Source organism: Chromatiales bacterium (assembly GCA_020445605.1).
Lineage (GTDB): Bacteria > Pseudomonadota > Gammaproteobacteria > JAGRGH01 > JAGRGH01 > JAGRGH01.
This window is the reverse complement of sequence record JAGRGH010000049.1, coordinates 1-19675: the sequence shown is the minus strand read 5'-3', so window position 1 is coordinate 19675 and position 19675 is coordinate 1. Positions and strand designations below refer to the sequence as shown.

22 protein-coding genes are annotated in these 19675 nt (G+C 65.1%); 7 read left to right on the top strand and 15 right to left on the bottom strand.

All coding sequences use genetic code 11. The annotated features are described in order from the left end of the window. Positions 1-333: 333 nt before the first annotated feature. From KDG50_10355 to KDG50_10325, 7 genes are read right to left on the bottom strand one after another with little or no spacing between them, the layout of a single operon-like run. The gene (locus tag KDG50_10355) at positions 334-1506 is read right to left on the bottom strand and encodes a right-handed parallel beta-helix repeat-containing protein (protein ID MCB1865823.1); all 1173 of its coding nucleotides are present in this window, start codon (positions 1504-1506) and stop codon (positions 334-336) included. Next, on the bottom strand, positions 1503-1922 hold the full coding sequence (locus KDG50_10350; protein ID MCB1865822.1) for an Mth938-like domain-containing protein: 420 nt from the start codon (positions 1920-1922) through the stop codon (positions 1503-1505). The genes KDG50_10355 and KDG50_10350 overlap by 4 nt, the downstream gene beginning before the upstream one ends. A 45-nt stretch (positions 1923-1967) precedes the next feature. After that, complete coding sequence (locus tag KDG50_10345; protein ID MCB1865821.1) at positions 1968-2657, bottom strand: response regulator transcription factor; 690 nt, start codon at positions 2655-2657, stop codon at positions 1968-1970. A gap of 1 nt (position 2658) precedes the next feature. Then, positions 2659-4218 (bottom strand): histidine kinase, encoded by a 1560-nt coding sequence (locus KDG50_10340; GenBank protein ID MCB1865820.1) that lies wholly within the window; start codon positions 4216-4218, stop codon positions 2659-2661. Further along, the gene (locus KDG50_10335) at positions 4215-4562 is read right to left on the bottom strand and encodes a 4a-hydroxytetrahydrobiopterin dehydratase (GenBank protein ID MCB1865819.1); all 348 of its coding nucleotides are present in this window, start codon (positions 4560-4562) and stop codon (positions 4215-4217) included. The genes KDG50_10340 and KDG50_10335 overlap by 4 nt, the downstream gene beginning before the upstream one ends. Then, entirely contained in the window at positions 4559-5689 is a 1131-nt protein-coding gene (gene cca / locus KDG50_10330; GenBank protein ID MCB1865818.1) for a multifunctional CCA tRNA nucleotidyl transferase/2'3'-cyclic phosphodiesterase/2'nucleotidase/phosphatase, read from the bottom strand. The genes KDG50_10335 and cca overlap by 4 nt, the downstream gene beginning before the upstream one ends. Next, positions 5686-7479 carry an ABC transporter ATP-binding protein/permease gene (locus KDG50_10325; protein MCB1865817.1) on the bottom strand — a complete coding sequence of 598 codons (1794 nt, stop codon included), beginning with the start codon at positions 7477-7479 and terminating at the stop codon, positions 5686-5688. Before KDG50_10325 ends, cca begins: the two co-directional genes overlap by 4 nt. An 83-nt stretch (positions 7480-7562) precedes the next feature. On the opposite strand from KDG50_10325, the gene KDG50_10320 reads away from it, so the two are divergent. From KDG50_10320 to KDG50_10305, 4 genes are all read left to right on the top strand, one after another. Further along, the gene (locus KDG50_10320) at positions 7563-7889 is read left to right on the top strand and encodes a S24 family peptidase (GenBank protein ID MCB1865816.1); all 327 of its coding nucleotides are present in this window, start codon (positions 7563-7565) and stop codon (positions 7887-7889) included. A 7-nt stretch (positions 7890-7896) separates the two neighbouring features. Continuing rightward, on the top strand, positions 7897-8907 hold the full coding sequence (locus tag KDG50_10315; protein ID MCB1865815.1) for an efflux RND transporter periplasmic adaptor subunit: 1011 nt from the start codon (positions 7897-7899) through the stop codon (positions 8905-8907). Further along, entirely contained in the window at positions 8904-12008 is a 3105-nt protein-coding gene (locus KDG50_10310; protein MCB1865814.1) for an efflux RND transporter permease subunit, read from the top strand. The genes KDG50_10315 and KDG50_10310 overlap by 4 nt, the downstream gene beginning before the upstream one ends. A gap of 96 nt (positions 12009-12104) precedes the next feature. Beyond that, a complete protein-coding gene (locus tag KDG50_10305) occupies positions 12105-12554 on the top strand; it encodes a hypothetical protein (protein MCB1865813.1) in 450 nt (149 codons plus the stop codon). 47 nt (positions 12555-12601) lie between these two features. On the opposite strand, the gene KDG50_10300 is transcribed toward KDG50_10305, so the two are convergent. The 5 genes from KDG50_10300 to KDG50_10280 form a co-directional block, all read right to left on the bottom strand. Further along, entirely contained in the window at positions 12602-13027 is a 426-nt protein-coding gene (locus tag KDG50_10300; GenBank protein ID MCB1865812.1) for a hypothetical protein, read from the bottom strand. Continuing rightward, positions 13024-13791, bottom strand: a complete 768-nt coding sequence (locus tag KDG50_10295; GenBank protein ID MCB1865811.1) for an aspartyl protease family protein — start codon at positions 13789-13791, stop codon at positions 13024-13026. The genes KDG50_10300 and KDG50_10295 overlap by 4 nt, the downstream gene beginning before the upstream one ends. Next, the gene (nagZ, locus tag KDG50_10290; GenBank protein ID MCB1865810.1) at positions 13788-14837 is read right to left on the bottom strand and encodes a beta-N-acetylhexosaminidase; all 1050 of its coding nucleotides are present in this window, start codon (positions 14835-14837) and stop codon (positions 13788-13790) included. The genes KDG50_10295 and nagZ overlap by 4 nt, the downstream gene beginning before the upstream one ends. A gap of 125 nt (positions 14838-14962) precedes the next feature. Beyond that, positions 14963-15760: an ABC transporter permease gene (locus KDG50_10285; protein MCB1865809.1), complete on the bottom strand. Its 798-nt coding sequence runs from the start codon at positions 15758-15760 to the stop codon at positions 14963-14965. After that, complete coding sequence (locus tag KDG50_10280; GenBank protein ID MCB1865808.1) at positions 15757-16731, bottom strand: ABC transporter permease; 975 nt, start codon at positions 16729-16731, stop codon at positions 15757-15759. The genes KDG50_10285 and KDG50_10280 overlap by 4 nt, the downstream gene beginning before the upstream one ends. Before the next feature lie 20 nt (positions 16732-16751). On the opposite strand from KDG50_10280, the gene KDG50_10275 reads away from it, so the two are divergent. The 3 genes from KDG50_10275 to KDG50_10265 all read left to right on the top strand — a co-directional run bounded on the left by KDG50_10275 (position 16752) and on the right by KDG50_10265 (position 17870). Continuing rightward, positions 16752-16964: a hypothetical protein gene (locus KDG50_10275; protein MCB1865807.1), complete on the top strand. Its 213-nt coding sequence runs from the start codon at positions 16752-16754 to the stop codon at positions 16962-16964. A 253-nt stretch (positions 16965-17217) separates the two neighbouring features. After that, positions 17218-17460, top strand: a complete 243-nt coding sequence (locus KDG50_10270; GenBank protein ID MCB1865806.1) for an AbrB/MazE/SpoVT family DNA-binding domain-containing protein — start codon at positions 17218-17220, stop codon at positions 17458-17460. Further along, positions 17457-17870: a type II toxin-antitoxin system VapC family toxin gene (locus KDG50_10265; GenBank protein ID MCB1865805.1), complete on the top strand. Its 414-nt coding sequence runs from the start codon at positions 17457-17459 to the stop codon at positions 17868-17870. Before KDG50_10270 ends, KDG50_10265 begins: the two co-directional genes overlap by 4 nt. Positions 17871-18195: 325 nt before the next feature. Here the strand turns inward: KDG50_10265 and KDG50_10260 are convergent, their stop codons facing one another. The 3 genes from KDG50_10260 to KDG50_10250 form a co-directional block, all read right to left on the bottom strand. Next, positions 18196-18459 carry a helix-turn-helix domain-containing protein gene (locus KDG50_10260; GenBank protein MCB1865804.1) on the bottom strand — a complete coding sequence of 88 codons (264 nt, stop codon included), beginning with the start codon at positions 18457-18459 and terminating at the stop codon, positions 18196-18198. Positions 18460-18479: 20 nt separating this feature from the next. Further along, the gene (locus KDG50_10255; protein MCB1865803.1) at positions 18480-19004 is read right to left on the bottom strand and encodes a DUF2812 domain-containing protein; all 525 of its coding nucleotides are present in this window, start codon (positions 19002-19004) and stop codon (positions 18480-18482) included. Between the two features lie 73 nt (positions 19005-19077). Then, a partial coding sequence (locus KDG50_10250; protein ID MCB1865802.1) for a transposase occupies positions 19078-19675 on the bottom strand: 598 nt, incomplete at its 5' end.

Here is a 19675-nt window from a genome sequence, read left to right as displayed (position 1 = left end):
ATGGCAAACGGCGAACTTGAATAAAGCTGCTATCGTACCTTGGCGTGGGCTCGATCCAGTTCGGCCGAACCAAGCGATTGGAAACGGGCAAATTCCCGATGAAAGGGGATTCGCAGACTGGTCTTGCGGGCCAGTGCGAATCAGCGCCCGCCCAAGGTGCCCGTGACCACAACTACGAGGGGCGACTAAGCGCCGCGACTTTGCAAGTAACGGCGACGCATGCGGATACTGGCCGCCATCACTGCTACGAAGCCAAAAAAAGCCCTAATCCGTAACGGCTTCACGATCTGTCGGGAAACTCGTTCGATCGGCCCCGTCGGGTTCCAAGGATGCTCAGTCGTCCTCAACGCACCAGACATAGGAAGAATTGGAACAGTTGTCCGCGTCCACAAGCCAGGGTACGACCCGAGTGCTCGGTGCCGTATCCCAGGTCGTGGGCAGACGCGCCCGCGAGCCGAATTTAGTTGGATCTCCGGTTGACCAGCCAAGGCAGTTTCCGAAACCGGGCGTACTGTCACCAGTACTGGAAAAACCGGTTCGGACCCAACCAGAGTTTGAACTCGGTGGCCCTAGACCGGAGTCCGGGTTGGTTTGACCCAGCACCGGATCGTAGCGCAGAACCGTAAGGTCCCAAAGCTCGAACAGGGACGCCATGTGAAACCCCGCCGCACAGACCGTCAGCGCGCCACTGCCGGATGCCAGATCCGTGAAGTCCGTCAGATAGAAGCGCCGGTGTTCCGTGCAGATTCCGCCACCGCAGTCGTCCGGATTGTCGTTGCCGCTGGAGACGTTGTCATGACCGAATTCAGCGCCGGGTGCGAGTTCAAAGCCCCGTACGTTCCCGCGCGCGACACTGCGGGTCACCATGCCGGCGGCATTTTCCAGATCGAATCCCGCGCCACCGTTGCCCTCGGCCACGGACGATTCAATGATCGAGGCCATGTCCGCACTGATGCCGTCCTGGCCGTTTCGAATGGCAAGACAGTGCGACACGAGCGAGTCTTCCCGGACGATGATCCCGATATTGTTGCCAATGGCGGTGACGTTCTCGATCCGGGCAGCGGACCCGGCGGTCGACACCCCGAAGCCCGTCATGTTCCGAACCACGCCATTGCGCAAGGTGAAGGCAATCGCCGCCGGGTCCACGGCACGCACGCCTCGGCCCAGGCCGCCCAACGGACAGCTGATCGACGAACCGCTGCCCGTACAGCCGCCGGGACCGACGATCTGAAACCCGCCGAGATCCACGGTTACCGCGGGCGCACTGACTTCCACGGCCGTCAGATCCGGGCTGAGCGCACTGAGGTCCAGATTGCCGGTCAGCAGAAAGCTGCCGGAAAACGAGATCGTGACCGGAAATCCCGGCGTGTCCCCCGGGAAGCAGCCGCTGTTGACGGCGCAGGCCTGGTTGATCTCGAACTGACCGTCGCCAGCAGCAGCCGGCGGTGAGGCGAAACCGATTATGGTCACCGCAATGTAAAGCGCGGCGATCTGATTATTTCTCATTGTCTTGCCCTCTTCACTCGCTCTGACGTTGACAAGGCTCGCGTGCCTGCGGTGATCACCAGCCCGGCCGCGACGCGGCGCCGCTCGGAGGCCAGCAGATTGTAGGTGCGACAGGCGGCGGGCGTGTTCATGAACTCCACGCCGATTCCGTCCGCAAGCAACCGAGCATAGATCTCAACATCCGGAAACACCAGGCTCGCACCGGTTCCGATCAGGACGATCTGCGGCTGGAACTCGCGCAACCGCGCCATGTCGGCGTCGCCGAGCGCACCGATGTGCGGCACGGGCCAGTCGTCGACAATCCGCTCCGGTGTAACGATCAGGCTCGCGGTGTAATCGCGCGCGCCGATGCGCACACGCCCCGGCTCGGCCGCGGAGATGAAATGTCCCGGCCCGGTCTCGAGTTCAAAATGCACGGCAAAGCATTGGACAGTTTGCGATGGAAGATCGACCGCGGCAGATCAACCGTCCGACGACGGCTGGCGTTCACGCGCCTCGCGTGCACGGTTGCGCCCGCACAAATCGTGCTCAACGGCCATGACGGCGGCCTCCACCCGCGAGTGCACGCTGAGTTTTCGCAGAATGCTCTTCACGTGCAGCTTCACGGTTCCATCCGAGATGCCGAGTGCCTTTGCAATGACCTTGTTGCTCTGCCCCTCGGCCAGATGGCAGAGGATCTCGCGCTCACGCGGGGTCAAATCGGCATACGGCGTCCAGTGCGGTTCGGATTCCGGCAGGTTTTCGCCGCGCACCGCGCGCGCAAGCACGGCCGTGAGTTCCGGCGAAACCACGGTGCGGCCACCGGCGAGATCGCGCAGCGCGCGGATCAGGTCGTCGGGCTCCATGTCTTTCAGAAGGTAACCGCGCGCACCGGCTGCGAGTGTGTCGAGCACGTCACGCTCGTCGGCACTCGTGGTCAGCATGGAGACTGGCAGGTCCGGAAACTCCGCGCTCAGTCGCGCCAGCACCACGCGCCCGTCCATGCCGGGCATGCGCATGTCGAGCAACACGACGTCGGGCCGGCTCGATCGCACCATCTGGATGCCTTCGTCGCCGGTGCCGGCCGCACGAACCTCGATGTCACGCTGTTGCAGGAGTTCCTGGAGCCCGAAGCGAAACAGCGCATGATCGTCGATCAGCAGGACGTGCACCTCAGACTCCGGGCGACTGCGCGCGCGGTGCCGATGGATCGGCGCCAAAGATCAGCTCGATCTGCGTGCCCTCGCCAGGCTCGCTTTCGATGCGCAACTGGCCACCGAGGCGATAGGCACGCTCCTCGAGCACGGAAAGCCCGATGTGTTCGCCGAGGTGTTCGTGCATCAGTGCCGTGTCGAAACCGACCCCGTCGTCCTCAATCAACACCCGGCACAGGCTGTCTTCATCGCGGCGCAGCATGACCCGCAGGTTACGCGCCTGGCTGTGCTGACGCACGTTTGCGAGCGCCTCCTGCACGATGCGCAACACCTGCAACTGGTGGTTCGGGCTGATCGGCGGCTCGCGACACTGCGCCTGAAAGAAGGTGCGCACGCCGGTTTCCCTGCGGAACCGGTCGACGATTTCCGTCAGCGCGGGCACGAGCCCGCGGTGATCCATGGGCTCGCGAAACTCCGCGATCAGACTGCGCAGTTCGCCGTGCGCCTCGTCGATGGCGCTGGAGATGCGTTCGACCTGGCGATCCAGCCCGGCATCGCCGACGCGGGCGACGCGCTCGGCGAGCGTGCGGCTCTGGTAGCGCAGACTCGTCAACGACTGCGCGAGCGAGTCATGCAGCTCGTGCGCGATATTGGAACGCTCGTGCAACAGTGAGGTACGCGCGGCCTGCTCGACGAGCCGGGATTTCTTCACCGCCGTACCCAGATGCGCACCAACGGTCTCGAGCAGATGCACCGCCTCCTCCTGATGAACCATGCGTTCGCGCGCGACGAACAGATCGTAATAGCCGAGTCGTTCGCCGGAATGATCGATCGGCACGCGCACACGCTCGACCGCTTCGCTGCGATACATGGGCCAGCGCACCTGGGTTTCGCAATGTCGTTGCGGTTGATCGCAGATTCGCTCGCCGAGACCGAGTGCGCGGCCGCACAGACACAGCGGGACGCGGTGCAGCTGCGCACCCGTGAGGATGCGGTCGTCCTCATCGATGGCGGCAAACAGCTGGATGTTGCCGCCCTGACCGCGCAGGTTCAGCGTCGCGGAGCGGGCGTCGACCATGCGTTTGAACCGGCGCAGACAACCGATCGTCAGTTCATCGACGTCGTGCACCTCGTTGATGCGCGCGGCAATGTCATAGAGGATGTTCAGCGAACTGGTCTTCTGCGCAAGCCTGCGGACGTCCTTGCGCAAGCGCGCGTCATCGGCCTTCTTCTGCCGACAGTACAATTCGATGAGTTCGTTGAGGTCCGATGCCAGCGCCGCAAACGGGCCGCCGACACTGACCCGCGCGGGTTCCTCGCCCACACCACGCTCGGCCACCGCCGTCCACGCCCGCAGCTGTGCGACCGGCACCGACACGCGTGCACGCACCCGTTCCGCGAGCCACCACACGCTGACCGCCACGCCGCCGAGACCGATCAGTGCAAGCAACATCACAACGCTCGACGCAAGCCGGCCGGACAGGATGGCCAGCAATACACCACCGATCGAAAACGCAACCAGTGCCGCAACCGGCCCGAACAGGCCGAACCCCCGGATCGCAGCACGCGACTCGCTCATTGGTCTGCCGTCGGCTGCAGCGCGTCGATCTTTGCGGCACAGATGAAATCGTTGTCGGTCAGGCCGCCGACCGAATGCGTCCGGTACACGATGCGCAGCCGGTTGTAACCGACGTGCATGTCCGGATGATGGTCCTCGGCGTGCGCGATCCAGGCGACGGCATTCACAAACGCCATCGTGCGATGAAAATCGGCAAACCGGAACGTCCGCTCGATGGCGGCCGGCTCGCTTTCCAGCTGCCAGCCCGGGTCGATCTCGCGCATGCGCGCGCTGACCGCCTGCGGTGTCAGCGGTGCTTCACTTTTTGAATAGCGGCGACAGTGCCGTTCGCGCAGTGCGTTCATTCAGTGGTCCCCGCGTCAAGTGCGTTCAGGGCGGCGACTCGCGCGCCGCGGACTGCATTGGCGGCATTCGGCCCGGCGGCGCGGGCAATGGCCGCCGCATCGACTGCCGTCAGCGCGCCGAGGGCAGCATCCAGCGCGGCGAACGGTGCGTTCGGCGTCAGCGCGCGCAGTCCCGCACGCAGCCGCTCCAGCCGCCCGGGATCGCGCTCCAGTCGCAGCCGTTCAATCAGATCCAATCGCGCCGGTGCATCCAGCGCGCCGAACCCGCCCAGCGCCGCCTGATGCAGCACAAGGTCCGCAACCGTCTCGCGCCAGGCCGCCGGTGCCGGAAGCTCCCGCCAGAGCGTCGGAAGCGAATCCGCGTTCACGCCGGCCGCAGCCGCGTAAACCGCCAGACGCACGCGACCATCGTCGCTCGCCCGCGCGGCACGTTTCAACGCCCGCACGGCCGCCGGCTCGCCGCCGTCGTGCGGCTCCGGCGCGGCGTGACCGGCGGCCAGCGTCGGACAAACCACCGCCAGCGCGCCACAGGCCGCAAGCACCTCGAAGAATCGCCAGGGTTGCTCGTAGCCCAAGGCCTTCGCGGTCTCCGCCCAGACCCGCTCGGGAACCAGGTGCGCGAGTTCACCGCTGGCAACCATGGCTCGCAACACTGCATGCGTGCCGTGCGCCACGCGAAACCCCAGCGCACCAAAGCGCGCGGCGAAACGCGCAATGCGCAGAACCCGAACCGGGTCTTCCGCGAACGCCGGGGTGACGTGCTGCAGCAGGCCTTTTTCGAGATCGCCGCGGCCATCGAACGGATCAACGATGTCGCCGTCCGCCGAGCGGGCGATGGCGTTGATCGTCAGATCGCGCCTTGCAAGATCGGCTTCCAGCGTTACATCGGGGCCGGCGTCGAAGCGGAATCCGCGATAGCCCGGACCGGTCTTGGTTTCGGTGCGTGCCAGCGCGTATTCCTCGCCGCTTTCCGGATGCCAGAATACCGGCGCGTCGCCTGGCACGGGGTTGAATCCGGCCCCGAGCATTTCGTCATGTGTCGCACCGACGACGACCCAGTCGCGTTCGGCCACCGGCAAACCGAGCAGTTCGTCGCGCACCGCACCACCGACGAGATAGATGTTCATGATGCCGACGTTTCCTCATGCCGCTGCATCGCCCACAGCTGCGCGTATCTGCCGCTGGCGGCAAGCAGTTCGGCATGCGTGCCCTGCTCGACGATGACCCCGTGGTCCATGACGACGATCCGGTCGGCATTCACGACCGTCGACAGCCGGTGTGCGATCACCAGCGCGGTGTGATCCGCAGCCACCCCGGACATGGTCACCTGAATCGCCTTTTCAGTACGCGAATCAAGCGACGAGGTCGCCTCATCGAAGATCAGAATGCGCGGGCGCTTGAGCAGGGCACGCGCGATCGCGACCCGCTGCTTTTCGCCACCGGAAAGCTTCAGACCGCGCTCGCCGACGCGGGTCTCGTAGCCCTCCGGCAGGCTGGCGACGAACTGATCGAGTTGTGCCATTCGCACGGCGTGTTCGATCTCGCCTTCAGTCGCATCCGTACGCGCGTAGACGAGGTTGTAACGCAGGGTGTCGTTGAACAACACGGCATCCTGCGGAACCACACCGATCGATGCGCGCAGACTCTCGAGCGTGACGTCGCGAACGTCCTGTCCGTCGATGCGCACCGCGCCCTCGTTCACGTCATAGAACCGGAACAACAGCCGCGCCAGCGTGGACTTGCCCGCCCCGCTCGCGCCGACCACGGCCACGGTCTGCCGCGCCGGCAGCTCCAGATCGAAGCCGCGCAGAATCGGCCGTTCGGGCTGATAGCCAAAACTCACGTTCTCAAACTTCACGGTGCCGCGATCCACCCGCAGCGGATGTGCACCGGGGCGATCGGCCACCTCGGGCACGCGTTCAAGCAGCTTGAACACCGCATCCATGTCCGCCAGCGCATACTTGATCTGGCGATAGACGATGCCGAGGAAGCCCAGCGGAATGAACAGCTGCAGCAGGAATGCATTGACCAGCACGAGATCCCCGAGGCTCATGCTGCCGTCCACAACGCCGGCGGTTGCGTAATACATCACGCCGGTCACGCCAAGCGCGATGATCGCGCCCTGGCCGAAATTCAGCGCCGACATGGAGGACTGCGAGCGCACGGCGGAATCCTCCCAGCGCCCCAGCGTGCGATCGAAACGGTCCAGCTCGAGCCGGTCATTGTTGAAATACTTGACCGTCTCGTAGTTGATCAGGCTGTCGATCGCGCGACTGTTCGCCTCGGATTCCTGCCGGTTCATTTCCAGTCGGTGCTCCATGCGCCATTCGGTCACCGCGAAGGTGAAGCCCATGTACACGACGACCGAACCAAACGTCACCAGCGCGAAGACGGCCGCGTACTCGCTGAGCAGAATGGCCGCAACGAGCAGGAACTCGGCGGCGACCGGCAGCAGGTTGAACACCATGTAGTTCAGGATGGTGCTGACCGAGCGCGTGCCGCGTTCCAGATCGCGCGAGATCGCACCAGTGCGACGGTCCAGGTGGTCGCGAAGCGACAGCCGGTGCAGATGCTCCAGCACCTGCCGCGACAGTTTGCGCATCGCGCGGTAGCGCACCCGGGCGAACACCACGTCGCGCAGCTCGTTGAACAGCGATGCCGCGAGCTTCATCGCACCGTATGCAACCAGCAGGGCCAGCGGAACGGCGACGACCATCCCGGTTTCCACGTCCAGATGATCGACGATCGCCTTCAGGACCAGCGGCACCCCGACGTTGGCCAGCTTGGCGGCGATCAGAAAGACCAGCGCGGCGGCCGCCCGGCCGCGAAAATCCCATAGATAGGGGAGCATCGCGCGCAGGTTGTGCAGGTCGCGGCGGTCGCGGTGCGGACGCAGCTCGGGGCGGTGGTAATCCATGCCGGTATAATTACGCCATTGACGCGCCGGCAGGCGGTGCGATGTGAACGGAGACGAGGTTGCACAATAGCATGCCCCAATCCATGCCCGACGAGTTCCTGAGCGCCTGTGGCGGCGCCGAACCCTATGCGCTGCAGGTCACCGACACCAGCATGGAACCGGAGTTTCCGCGCCACTGCATCATCATCATCGAGCCCGTCGGGGCGGTGAAAAGCGGCGCCTACGCAATCGTCGATTTCGACGGAATGCCGTGGTTTCGCCAGTACGTCGAGCGCGAGGACGGCGCCTACCTCGTCGCGCTGAACGACCTGTATCCGGAGATCCGCCTGGAGGGCAACTGGCGCGTGACCGGCGTGATCGTCCAGCGCAACGTCCGGCGCAAGATCAAGCACTACCATCCGCTGGTCTGACCCGGCCATGCGCGGGCGCGCCCTCCTGCTGCTGCTCGCGCCGTGGTTCTGTGGTCCGGCGCCGGCCGGCGCCGACCTCCCGCTCGTGGCGGTGGAGACCGCCGCCCGTGTCAGCGTGGACGAAGCCGTGACGACCACCGGCAGCGTGCATGCCCTGCGCACCGCGCGCCTGTACCTCGCCGAGGACGGTCGCATCCGCAAGCTCGAGGTGCGCCCCGGCGATGCGGTTTCCGCCGCTGCCGTGCTGGTGGAGACCGACGACCGCGCCCTGCGCGCCGAACACGATCAGGCCAGCGCACGTCTGCGTCAGGCCGAATCGACGCTCGGCCGCACCCGCGCGCTGCGCGGTGCCTCGGTCAGCTCCGAGGACGAACTCGTTCGCGCCGAAACCAATGTCGAGATCGCCCGCGCCGAACTCGCCGCGCTCGACTACCGCCTGGCCGAGACGCGCTTGCGCGCGCCGTTTGACGGCGTCGTGACCGAGCGGCTCGCCGAGCCCGGCGACGCGCTGGCCCGGCACAGCCATGTGCTGAGCCTGCTCGATCCGGCCTCGCTGATCATCGAGGCGCAGCTGGTCGAACTCGCCCTGCCGCTGATCGCGGTCGGCACCCCGGCCACGGTCAGAATTGACGCACTCGGCGATGCCCTGATCGAGGCTCGCGTCTCGCGCATCCATCCGCTGGTCGACCCGGGCACCCGCCTCGGCACGATCGAGCTGACGCTGGCCCAACATCCACCGGGCCTGCGCGCCGGTCAGTTCGCGCGCATCCGGCTGCGCGGCCGCGCCCGCGACCGCATGCTCGTGCCGTTCGCTGCGCTCAACGGCGACGCGGCCGGCGAGTACGTCTTCGTGGTCGGCAGCGACGATACCGTCGAACGCCGCGCGGTCGAGTCCGGCGCCCGGATCGGCGAGCGCATCGACATCGTCGATGGCCTCGCGCCGGGTGATCGCGTGGTCGTGCGCGGGCTGCGCGGGCTGCGCGCCGGCAGTCGCGTGAAGGTGGCGGATCAGCCGTGAATCCCCGCCCGGGCGGCGCGCGCGGGCTCGCGGCCTGGTGCATCGAGCGGCCGATCGGAGTCGCCGCGATCACCGCCGCGGTGGTGGTGCTCGGCGCCACGACGCTGGGTCTGCTGCGCGTCGATCTGCTGCCCAAGGTCGTCCGCCCCGAGGTGCGCGTGCGCGTGTTCGAGGCCAACGTGCCGGCCGCGATCATGGAGGACCGCGTCACCCGTGTGCTCGAGGAACAGCTCGCCCTCACCGAAGGCGCCATCGGCGTGCAGTCGCATACCCGCGAAGGCCGCAGCGCCGTCGACCTCGTGTTCGATTACGGCACCGACATCGACCGTGCCCTGCAGGACGCCAGCACGCGGCTCGATCGCGCGCGCGGGGCACTGCCCGACAGTGCCGACCCGCCGTCGGTCTACAAGAGCGATCCATCCCAGCAGCCCGTTCTCGAACTTGCCGTTTCCGGCACGACGGAAGACCCCGCCGCGTTGCGCGAATGGGCCGCTGAGCGTCTGCGCAAGTGGATCGTGAACGTGCCGGGCGTCGCCGCCGTCACGGTCTCCGGCGGCAGCCTGCGGGAGATCCAGGTCCTGCCGGACCCCGCGCGGCTCGCGGCCGTGGGCATGGACGTACTGGACCTTGCCGAGCGCATCCGCAAGGCCAACCGCGACACGCCGGTCGGACGACTGGTCACGCCCTCGGCCGAGATCGGCGGGCGGGTCGCCGGGCGCGCGCGGTCGCTGGACGAACTGCGTGCCCTGCCGCTGGGCGCCGACGCGGATTCCACCGGGCCGCCGGTGCGACTGGGCGACATCGCCGTCGTCCAGGACATCGCCGCGGGTGACCGCGTGCGCGTGCGCCTGAACGGCCAGCCCGCCGTGAAGATTTCCGTCGGCAAGGCGCCGCAGGCCAACACCGTCGAGGTCGTCGAGGCCGTGCACCAACAGCTCGACTGGCTGCGCGCACAGCGGCTCGTGCCAAGCAACTTCGACATTCGTACCGTCGACGATGCCGCGGTCTTCGTGCGTCACGCGCTCGACAATGCGACCCAGGCCGCCATTGGCGGCGCTGTGCTGGCGATGCTGGTGGTGTACCTGTTCCTCGGCAATCTGCGGCGCACGCTGATCATCGGCAGCGCAATCCCGATCGCGATCCTCGTCACGCTCGCGCTGATGGCGCTGGGCGGTCTGACGCTGAATCTCATGACACTCGGCGGACTCGCGCTCGGCGTCGGCATGCTGGTCGACAACACCATCGTGATGCTCGAGCAGATCGCGCGCCGCCAGCGCGAAAACCGGGAAGCGGCGCTGCCGGAGACCACGGTCGCCGCCGGCGCGGCCGGCGAAGTCAGCGGTGCCATCTTCGCGTCGACGACGACGAATCTCGCCGCGGTGCTGCCATTCCTGTTCGTCACGGGCCTGATCGGTCTGCTGTTTCGTGAACTGATCTTCACGATCTCCGCGGCGGTGGTCGCATCCGCGGTCGTCGCACTCACGCTGGTACCGGCCCTCGCGGCGCGGGTTCAGCCGACCCATGGCCGGATTCGCGCGGCGATCGAACGCGGTTTCGCCCGCGTCGAGGCCGGCTACGCGGCGCTGGTCGCACGACTGCTTCGATTCGGCTGGCTGGTCGCCGCGGCGCTGGTCGCCGCGTTCGCCGTGTATGTGCCGCCGCTGGTCGAAAAATCCACGGCGTTTCTGCCGCGCATCGACGAGGGCCGCGCCTACGTCGCCGTGCGCCTGGAGCTGGGCACCAGCCTTGAGCGCATGGATGCGCTGGTCACGCAGGTCGAGAATCAGCTGCGTGCAGACCCGGCCGTGGATTCCGTCCTGGCCACCGTCGGCGGCTGGACCTGGGGTCGCAACGAATACCAGAATCCGTCGCGCGCGAGTCTGCTGGTACACCTCAAGCCGGCTGCGGAGCGCGGCATCAGCACGCGCGAGTGGGCCGCGAATAAATACCTCGAATTCGCGCCGCTGCGCGGACCCGGTGTTCGCATCTGGGCCGGCGCGCTGCATGTGCACGGGCTCAGCCTGCATACCGGCGATGATGATCTGGCGCTGCGCATCGCGGGGCCGGACCTCGACGAACTCGACCGTCTCGGCGATGCCCTCGTGCAGCGGCTTAATGTCGTGGATGGACTGAGCAACGTCGAACATTCCTCGGACGTGCGCGTGACCGAACTCGCCGTGCGGCTGGATCGGGCGCGCGCCGCGCCGCTGGGGCTGACCGACGACCAGATCGGGCGCGTGTTGCGCATCGCGCTGGACGGCGAACGGATCTCCGACTTCATCGACGGCGACGAACTGCGCGAGCTGCGTCTGCGGCTGCCGGCCGCTTCCATGCGCGATGCCGGCGCGCTGGACCGACTGGTGGTCTACAGCCAGACGAAGCCGCGCGTGGCGGTACCGCTCGCTGCCGTGGCGAGCACCTCGCTGGTCTCGAACCCGGCGAACATCCACCGCGACCGCCAGCAGCGCAGCGTCGAAATCAGCGCCGGACTGAAGGAAGGCGTAACGCTGCCCGTGGCCCTGCAAACCGTGCAGGAAGCCCTCACGGATTTCGAACTCCCCGAGGGCTACCTGATGTACGACGGCGGCACCGCCGATGCCCTGCACCGCAACGAACGGCTGGTCCAGAGTCTCCTGGCGCTGGCGGTGTTTCTGGTGTTCGTCGTGCTGGCGGTGCAGTACGAGTCGCTGCGCAATCCGCTGGTGATTCTGACGAGCGTGCCGTTCGCGCTGATCGGCGTTGCATTGGCCCTGAAGCTGAGCGCTGTCAGCGTGTCCATGCCGGTGTGGCTCGGCGTGATCATGCTCGCCGGAATCGTCGTCAACAACGCCATTGTGCTGATCGAGGCGATCGAACTGCGCCGTCGGGCCGGTGTCGAGCGCGTGCGGGCGATCGCACTCGCGGCCGGCGAAAGGCTGCGTCCCATTCTGATGACGACGCTGACCACGGTCGTCGGTCTGCTGCCGCTGGCGCTGGCCTGGGGCGAAGGCGCGGAGATGCTGCAACCGCTGGCAATCACAATCGCCGGCGGGCTCAGCTTCTCGTTGATCGTCAGCCTGATCTTCGTTCCGGTCGCCTATCGCCATCTCGGGCGCGCCTGAGGTTCGATTCACGCCGGCACTTGCGGATTCGCAAAGCGCCCGACCGAACGATGCCGCGCATTTGTACGCCTGCCGGCCCGGGTCTATGCTGAGCGGATGGATCGATTACTGGACCTTGAACGCGCCGCACGACTCGCCGGTGTCGGCATCGATGAGATCGAAGCGGAGATTCGCCGCGGCGTTTTGCATCTGGTGCGGGGCAAGGTTCGGCTCGCCGAACTCAAGCGGCAGTTTCCGGATGTCGGCGAACGGCGCACGACCATGGTCGAGGTCGTCGGCCAGATTCGCGAGGACGCGACCAGCAAGGCGATGGGGCAGCGCAATCGCCAGACCTATGGCGCGAGTTACGCCGAACTCAAGGAGTCGTTCGATCAGGCGGCGCGTGACGCGCGCTACTACCGCGATCAGGTGATCGAATACCGCGAGCTGTGCACACGCATGCGAGGCATGGTCCAGGATCTGCGCACCCGCGTGACACCACGGGAACGTGCCTTCACCGACGCAATCCTGCGCTGGATCGACAAACGCCTCGCGCACCTGCGCTGAGCGCTCTGCAATCAGGCAGTGGGCATGCGTCCCGCGGGCCTACGGTTTCAGCCGGCAACCCCGCCCGCCGCGGCTTCCGGGACAGGCGCAAGGAATCCACGCAACCAGGCGCGCGCCTCGTCTTCGTCGTTGAACGCCCGGCGCGGGTACGGTGACGACGAGAACTCCAGGTACAGCCGCATCAGGTAGCGCTCGAGCACGGTCTTGGCCACCAGTGCCACGGCCAGGGTTAAGCGGGCGACCTCGGGGCTGTTGCAGACCTCGTGCACCTCACGATCGAACCCGGTCAGGCGCTGACCGCTGATCAGCACCGGCCGCGCCCTATCACCCAAGGCCTGATGGTTGGCCAGTACACGCCGCACCATGGCGGCCGTCACGTGCGCATGCAGCGGATACTCGATGTGTACGATGCCGTCCGGCTCGAGCGTGACGGCGGCATCCGGTTCGGCCGTGCCTGCGGCGGCACCACTCACTGACTGACCTCCTGCGTGCCGTCGTTGTGGTCGCTGCGGCGGTCGCCGAGCGGCTGGACAACGAGCTGGTTCTGCTCGGTGTCGATGCGGAAGTTGTAGCGCCCGAGCACGCTCATTCCCAGCAGCCCGGTCGAGCCCATTTCCGGATTGTCGACAAACACCACGTCGACATCGTCCAGGGAATCTTTACCAAACGTGAAGCCCGAAAGACGACCGTGCAGCCCTTCGGCGTCGCCACTGGCGGTCCGGATCCGGATCGGCGCCAGGGCCTCGGACGAAAACCCGAGCCGCTCGACCAGGGATTTCGGCAACACCACGCTTGACGCTCCGGTATCGACGATCAGGGGCAGCGTGACCTCGCGGCCGGCCGGGCCGCGCAACGCCGCAGGCACCGTCAGGTGGCTGCCATCGGGTTGCAAGGCGATGACCTGATGGTCTCCCGACCCGACGCCGTCATCATTCGCGGTCGCAGGCACGGCGATCACCGGCGCCGCGCCCTTGGGACCAATGACGACCAGCCGCGCAGGGGCCCCTGCATCGCCCTCGGAATAGACGTAACTCCAGCCAGCGAGCAGTGTGCGCAACTGTTCGTCGAGCCCGGCGTCGATGAGCTGCCCAGCCGCATCACCGAGCCGGTGCGCACCCACCACGGTGAACCGATGCTGGCCGGCCAGGCCATCCAGGGCCTGTGCGATCGCAACACCAGCCGCATGCGTTGGAATTGAAAACAGTGTCAGGACGAGGCCAGTACCGATGGCTTTCATGTGACCTCCAGCTCGAGTTCGTCAAGCCCGCCATCTCGGTAAGACTGCGCGACCTGCATTGCGCGCCGCCAGCGATCCCCCGCGCCGGCCGGCTCGTCATGACCATGGCCCTGCATGCGTACCCGGCGCATCATCGAGGTCGGACGGCGGCAGCCACCGAGATGCTCGGCGACTTCGATCGCTGCTGCCCGATTATTGCACACGAGCACCATGTCGCAGCCGGCGTCGATCGCGTGGTCGGCGCGCTCGCAGAAACCACCGCCGGCGCCCGCGGCGGCCATGTCCAGATCGTCGCTGAAGATCACGCCCTCGAACCCGAGCCGCCGGCGCAGGATTTCCCTGAGCCAGATCGGCGAAAACCCCGCCGGCACGGAGTCCACCGCCGGATAGATCACGTGCGCGGGCATGATCGCATCGAGCCCTGCGCGGATCAGGCGACGGAACGGCAGCAGATCGCGGCGTTCGATTGCGGCGAATTCGCGCTCATCAACGGGCAACGCATGATGCGAATCGGCCGCCACGTACCCGTGGCCGGGGAAGTGCTTGCCGGTCGCCGCCATGCCGGCCTCGCGCATGCCGCGCACCCACTCGAAGCCGAGATGCGCGACCACCTCCGGATCACGGTCGAACGCGCGGTCGCCGATGACCTCGCTGGTGCCGTGGTCGACATCGAGCACCGGGGCAAAGCTGATATCGATGTCGAAATGGCGCAGCTCGCGCGCCATCAGCCAGCCCATTTCACGCGCCAGCGCCCTTCCCCGCGCGGCATCGGCGTGATAGCACTGCCCGATCCAGCGCGCCGGCGGCAGCTCGGTGAATCCCGGGCGAAACCGCTGCACGCGCCCGCCCTCGTGATCCACCGCGATCAGCAGCGGCGTCTCGCGCGCGGCACGAATGTCGGCGACCAGCGCGCGCAACTGCTCGTGCGACTCGTAGTTGCGCGTGAACAGAATGACTCCGCCCACCGCCGGGTGGGCCAGCAGATCACGCTCTTCCTCGCCGAGCGCGAGACCGGCGAGATCCAGCATCAGAGGACCGCTTGCCATCGTCGACTGCTCAGCAATCTAGAGCGGGCGCTTCGGTCGCCGCTGCGCGCGTGGGGGATTCATCCGCGACATGGTGAGCATCGTAGTGTCGGGCCCGGTGTTCGACAATCGTTATAGCCAATGCATCAGCGCAGGCGCACGTCGAGCCGGTCGCGAAGCGCATCGCCAAGCAGGTTGATTGCCAGCACCACGGCGAACAGCGCCAGCCCCGGTGCGATCACCAGATGCGGCGCGACCAGCATGAAGCGTGCGCCGTCGCGGATCATCACGCCCCAGGAGGCATCGGGTGGCTGTACGCCCAACCCCAGAAAGGCCATGCCGGCCTCCGCCAGCGTTGCGGTGGCCATTGCGAAGCTGGCCTCAACGATCAGCGGCGCGGCCGCCAGCGGCAGCAGATGCCGGAGCACAATTCGGACCGGCGTCGTGCCCAGCGCCCGGGCCGCGCTCACATGCTCGCGTTCGCGCAGCACCAGCACCTGTGCCCGCGTCAGCCGCGCGAAGCCGACCCAGCCCACGGCCGCCAGCGCCAGAATGACGTTTTCGAGCCCCGGACCGAGCACGGCAGCCAGTGCAATCGCCAAAAGCAGCCCCGGAAACGCCAGAACCACGTCCACGACAAAGCCGACGAAACGGTCCAGGGTCCCGCCGGCAAAGCCGGCCAGCGCACCCAGCGCGACGCCGACCACGGCCGCCACCGCGACCACCCCCGCGCCGACAACTGCCGCGGTGCGCGCACCCATGACCACACGCTCGAACACCGGACGACCGAGCTCGTCGCGGCCGACGATTGCGGCCGTCGATGGCGGCTCCAGAATCGCCTCCAGCACGATCGCATTCGGGTCATCCACGAACACGGGGCCGAACGCGGCCGCCAGCAACCACAGCCCCACCACACCGGCGGCCAGCCACAGCCCGCGGTTCATCGCTGCCGAACCCGTGGATCGAGCCAGCCGTAGGCGAGATCGGTCAGCGCGTTCACCGCCACATACGACAGCGCAATGAGCAGCACCGCGCCCTGCACCACCGGATAGTCACGGCGTTGAATGGATTCGATCATCAGCGAGCCCAGCCCCGGCCAGCCGAACACGACCTCCACGATCACTGCGCCACCCAGCAGAACACCCAACTGCAGGCCGAGCACCGTGACGAACGGCATCCACGCATTGCGCAGCGCGTGACGAACCAGAACGCGCGATGGGGACAGACCTCGCGCACGCGCGCTGCGCACGTAGTCCTCACCAAGCACCTCAAGGAGACTGGCCCGCAGCATCCGGGCGAGTATGGCAGCCAGGCCAGTGCCGAGCGTCACGGCCGGCAGGATCAGGCCGCCCGGGGCGTCGCGTCCGCTGATCGGTGTCCAACCCAGCCACAGCCCGAACACCAGCATCAGCATCGGTCCGAGCCAGAAGTTCGGTATCGAAACGCCGGCGAGCGACAGGCTGCTCGCCGCGAGATCGACCGCGCGTCCGCGCCGAAGCGCGGCGGCAATGCCGAGCGGAATCGCGATCCCGACTGCAATCAGCAGCGCCGCGACGGCAAGTTCCGCGGTCGGTCCGATGCGCTCGCCCAGCAGCTGTGCAACCGGCCGCCCATGACTCAGTGACTCACCCAGATCCCCGACCGCAAGCCCGGCGAGATACCGGCCGTATTGCCGCGCAAGCGGTTGATCCAGCCCGAGCGACGCGCGCAGCGCCTCGAGATCGGCCGGCTGCGCCGATTCACCGAGCATGACCTCGACCGGGTCACCCGGAATCAGGTGGAGGAGCAGGAACACGAGCGTCACGACGCCAAACGCCGTAACCAGCGCCTGCGTCGCCCGGCCGATCAGATAGCCGAAGACCCCCACGCCAGGCAGCGCCCGGAGAAGGTGATCGCTTGCCTGCGTTTGGACCATGGAACGGAGGTGCATACTCGATGACGGTACCAGCCGCGAGTATGCCCGAATGGATCGCCCCGCCGGCTGCCGAATGGATCGAAGCCCTGGCGGTCGATGACCCTGGCCTGGAGGTCGGTGACCGTGTCGACCGAGCCCAGGGCGTCGTGGTGCATGAACGCGCTCTGGGCGGCTATCAGCCCAACCGCCCCTCGGTCTTCGTGTGCACGGCAATCACGTTGCCGCCGACGTAGATGAAATGCCGCGCCTTGGTGACGGGTTGACCCTGGTCGTCGGTCTCGAAACTGCGCTCGTAGAGCTTGTCTAGATAGTGGGTCAGGCGATTAAAGGGCCTGCCCCTTCTCCCTCGCGGGATCCCCAGGCTCGCCCCAAGGTGCAGTGCCGCCCCGGTTGTGTCAGCAAGGATAGCGAGGCGTCTGAATTGACCGAGCGGATCATCTCGGCATATGCTTCCGCATATGTCTTTCTGGTTCTGGGATCATCACCGTGACTGAAAACGAACGAATCGTCCGGCTGTTTCGCAATGGCCGTAATCAGGCGCTACGCATTCCCCGTGAGTTCGAATTACAGGGCAACGAGGCCATCGTGCGCAAGGACGGTGCCCGCCTGGTAATTGAGCCTGTCCGTAAAGGCGGGTTGCTGGCATTGTTGGCAACCCTTAAGCCGTTGGCTGAAAAATTCCCAGATGTCGACAAGGGCTTGGCATCTTTGGACGAACCGGAACTCTGAGCGTGTCGCTTCGCTATCTGCTCGACACCAATATCATCTCGAACCTCATTCGCCAGCCCGACGGAGCGGTAGTTAGAAAAATTGCCGAGGTTGGCGAAGACTCGATTTGTACCAGCATCATCGTGGCTGCCGAACTTCGCTATGGCGCCGAAAAGTCGGGATCAAAGCCACTATCCGAACGGGTTGAGCTGCTATTGTCCGCGCTGGAAATTCTGCCGCTAGCGCCCCCGGCAGATCGTCTCTATGCTGTGATTCGCAACCAACTCGCTGGGTTGGGAACCCCCATCGGCCCAAACGACCTGTTGATCGCCGCACATGCACTGGCCGCAGATCTAACGCTCGTGAGCGCAAACACACGCGAATTCAAACGCATTCCATCCCTGCGCATTGAGAACTGGTTGGGCGTCTGACACCAGGTGAATTCGCCAGCGAGGATGGGCTCACAATACCCGCGGCGGATCAATTAAAGGGCGCTGACCCCTTTGACTCTTGGCATGATCGTTCAGTCCGTTGATTGTGGAGTTTCAGGGTATCAGGGCTGGCTTCTGGCGGAAAACCGTGGTCTGTCCCCTATTGTTCCAAAAGCTTGCACGGATCGTCCACACCCTCAATCATAGACCCCGCAAGTGCCTCAACTACCAGACCCCGTTCGAAGTGTTCAACAAGATCACAGGTGGTGCGCTTGGAACTTGAATTCACCGCCGAACCCATCATAAAAGGGGTCTGACCCCTTTTCTACTTCTGGGTCATCGTAAGCTTGGACGGACGGCCCGTCGCCTTGCGGGCAGCCAGCGCGCGTTTGCCATGGCCGCGACCACGTATCTTGGCAAGCCACCTGTAAGCCGTCGTACGACACAAGCCATAGCTCGCCATAACGCTCGTTACATCCTCGCCCTCAACGATGCGTTCCACTGCCATCAGGCGGATGGCTTCCTGGGTCTTGCGATCAAGCGCACGTCCGTCTCTTTTCATGATCGGTTGGAGTTCAGCTATGACCATTCAGTTCCACAACTGTAGTCTTATTTGCTGACTTGTGAGTAAATCTTGCAATCTAGAGATAATAAAGAAACCAAATCTTGCGCGGATATATTCTGATACTGAATTATCGAAACAGATTGGGTTATAGAGCCACTGTCCTCTTGCCCTCTCAAAGAGTCGGTCTGTGTAAGCAGCAACGATAATCTATCGCTTGTAGAATCTAAGAAATAACTTAACATCCGCTCAGAGTTAACTATCTGTTTGTTTCCATCTAAGTAAGTATGCTTATGCCATTCATCTAATTCCCCGCACAAAGTCCAACCTTTATTGACATAAAAATCAACATAATACATGTATGCTGATTTGGAGCGATACGGAAGATCAATTTTGTAAGTCAACTGCTTTGCTAACTCTCGCTCCAAATGATATACGTTAGCTTTATATCCTCCATTCATTAAAGGAACAAAAAAACTATTCTCCCTAGAAGTATTGTTACAGCCAACAACTAACAAACAAATAAGAGATCCAACAGCAAAGAATAACTTTAGATTATTCTGAGCATTCATCACACCCATCCGGCCCGGGTTTTTTGGGGCATACGCAGAGCAAATAGGGGACAGACCACGGTTTCGTACTGGCCTACGAGGAGAGGTCGAGATCCGCATCGTCTGATCGGCTCTTACGAGGGCGTCTGGAGACACCTCTGGCAGCGCGTCTCCCCAATGCCCGCTCCACTTGAGCCTGGAATCTTGTGGTGCCTAACGCGTAATTGCCATTGGTGGCCTGGCGGATTTCACCGACCATCCCAGGATCCAGTTCGTTCCTGAACAGTTCGCGATAGCTCGCGCAACGCGACTCTCCGCTGGTGCCGAGCGCAACGTACAACGGATGAGGCGTCAGCAGCGTGTTGCTTTCCGACTGCGCGTTCGCCCGGTAGCTCGACCAGCGGTACTCCGCTGGATGTTCAGTCATCCCCGCACGCACCGGGTTGAGCTCGATGTAGCGGTGACAACCCAGCACGTAGTCCTCCTCCTGGGTCAGGCACGACTTGTATCGCCCCTCCCACAGGGTGCCGCTGCGTCGATAGGTACGATTGACGTACTGGACGTAGCGCTGGCCCAGGCGCTTCATTAGGTCACCTGCTGAATCGGACTCCCTCGGTGTCAGCAGCAGGTGGACGTGATTGGTCATCAGGACATAGACGTGGACCTCGCAGCCCGTCTCGCCCGCGTACCTG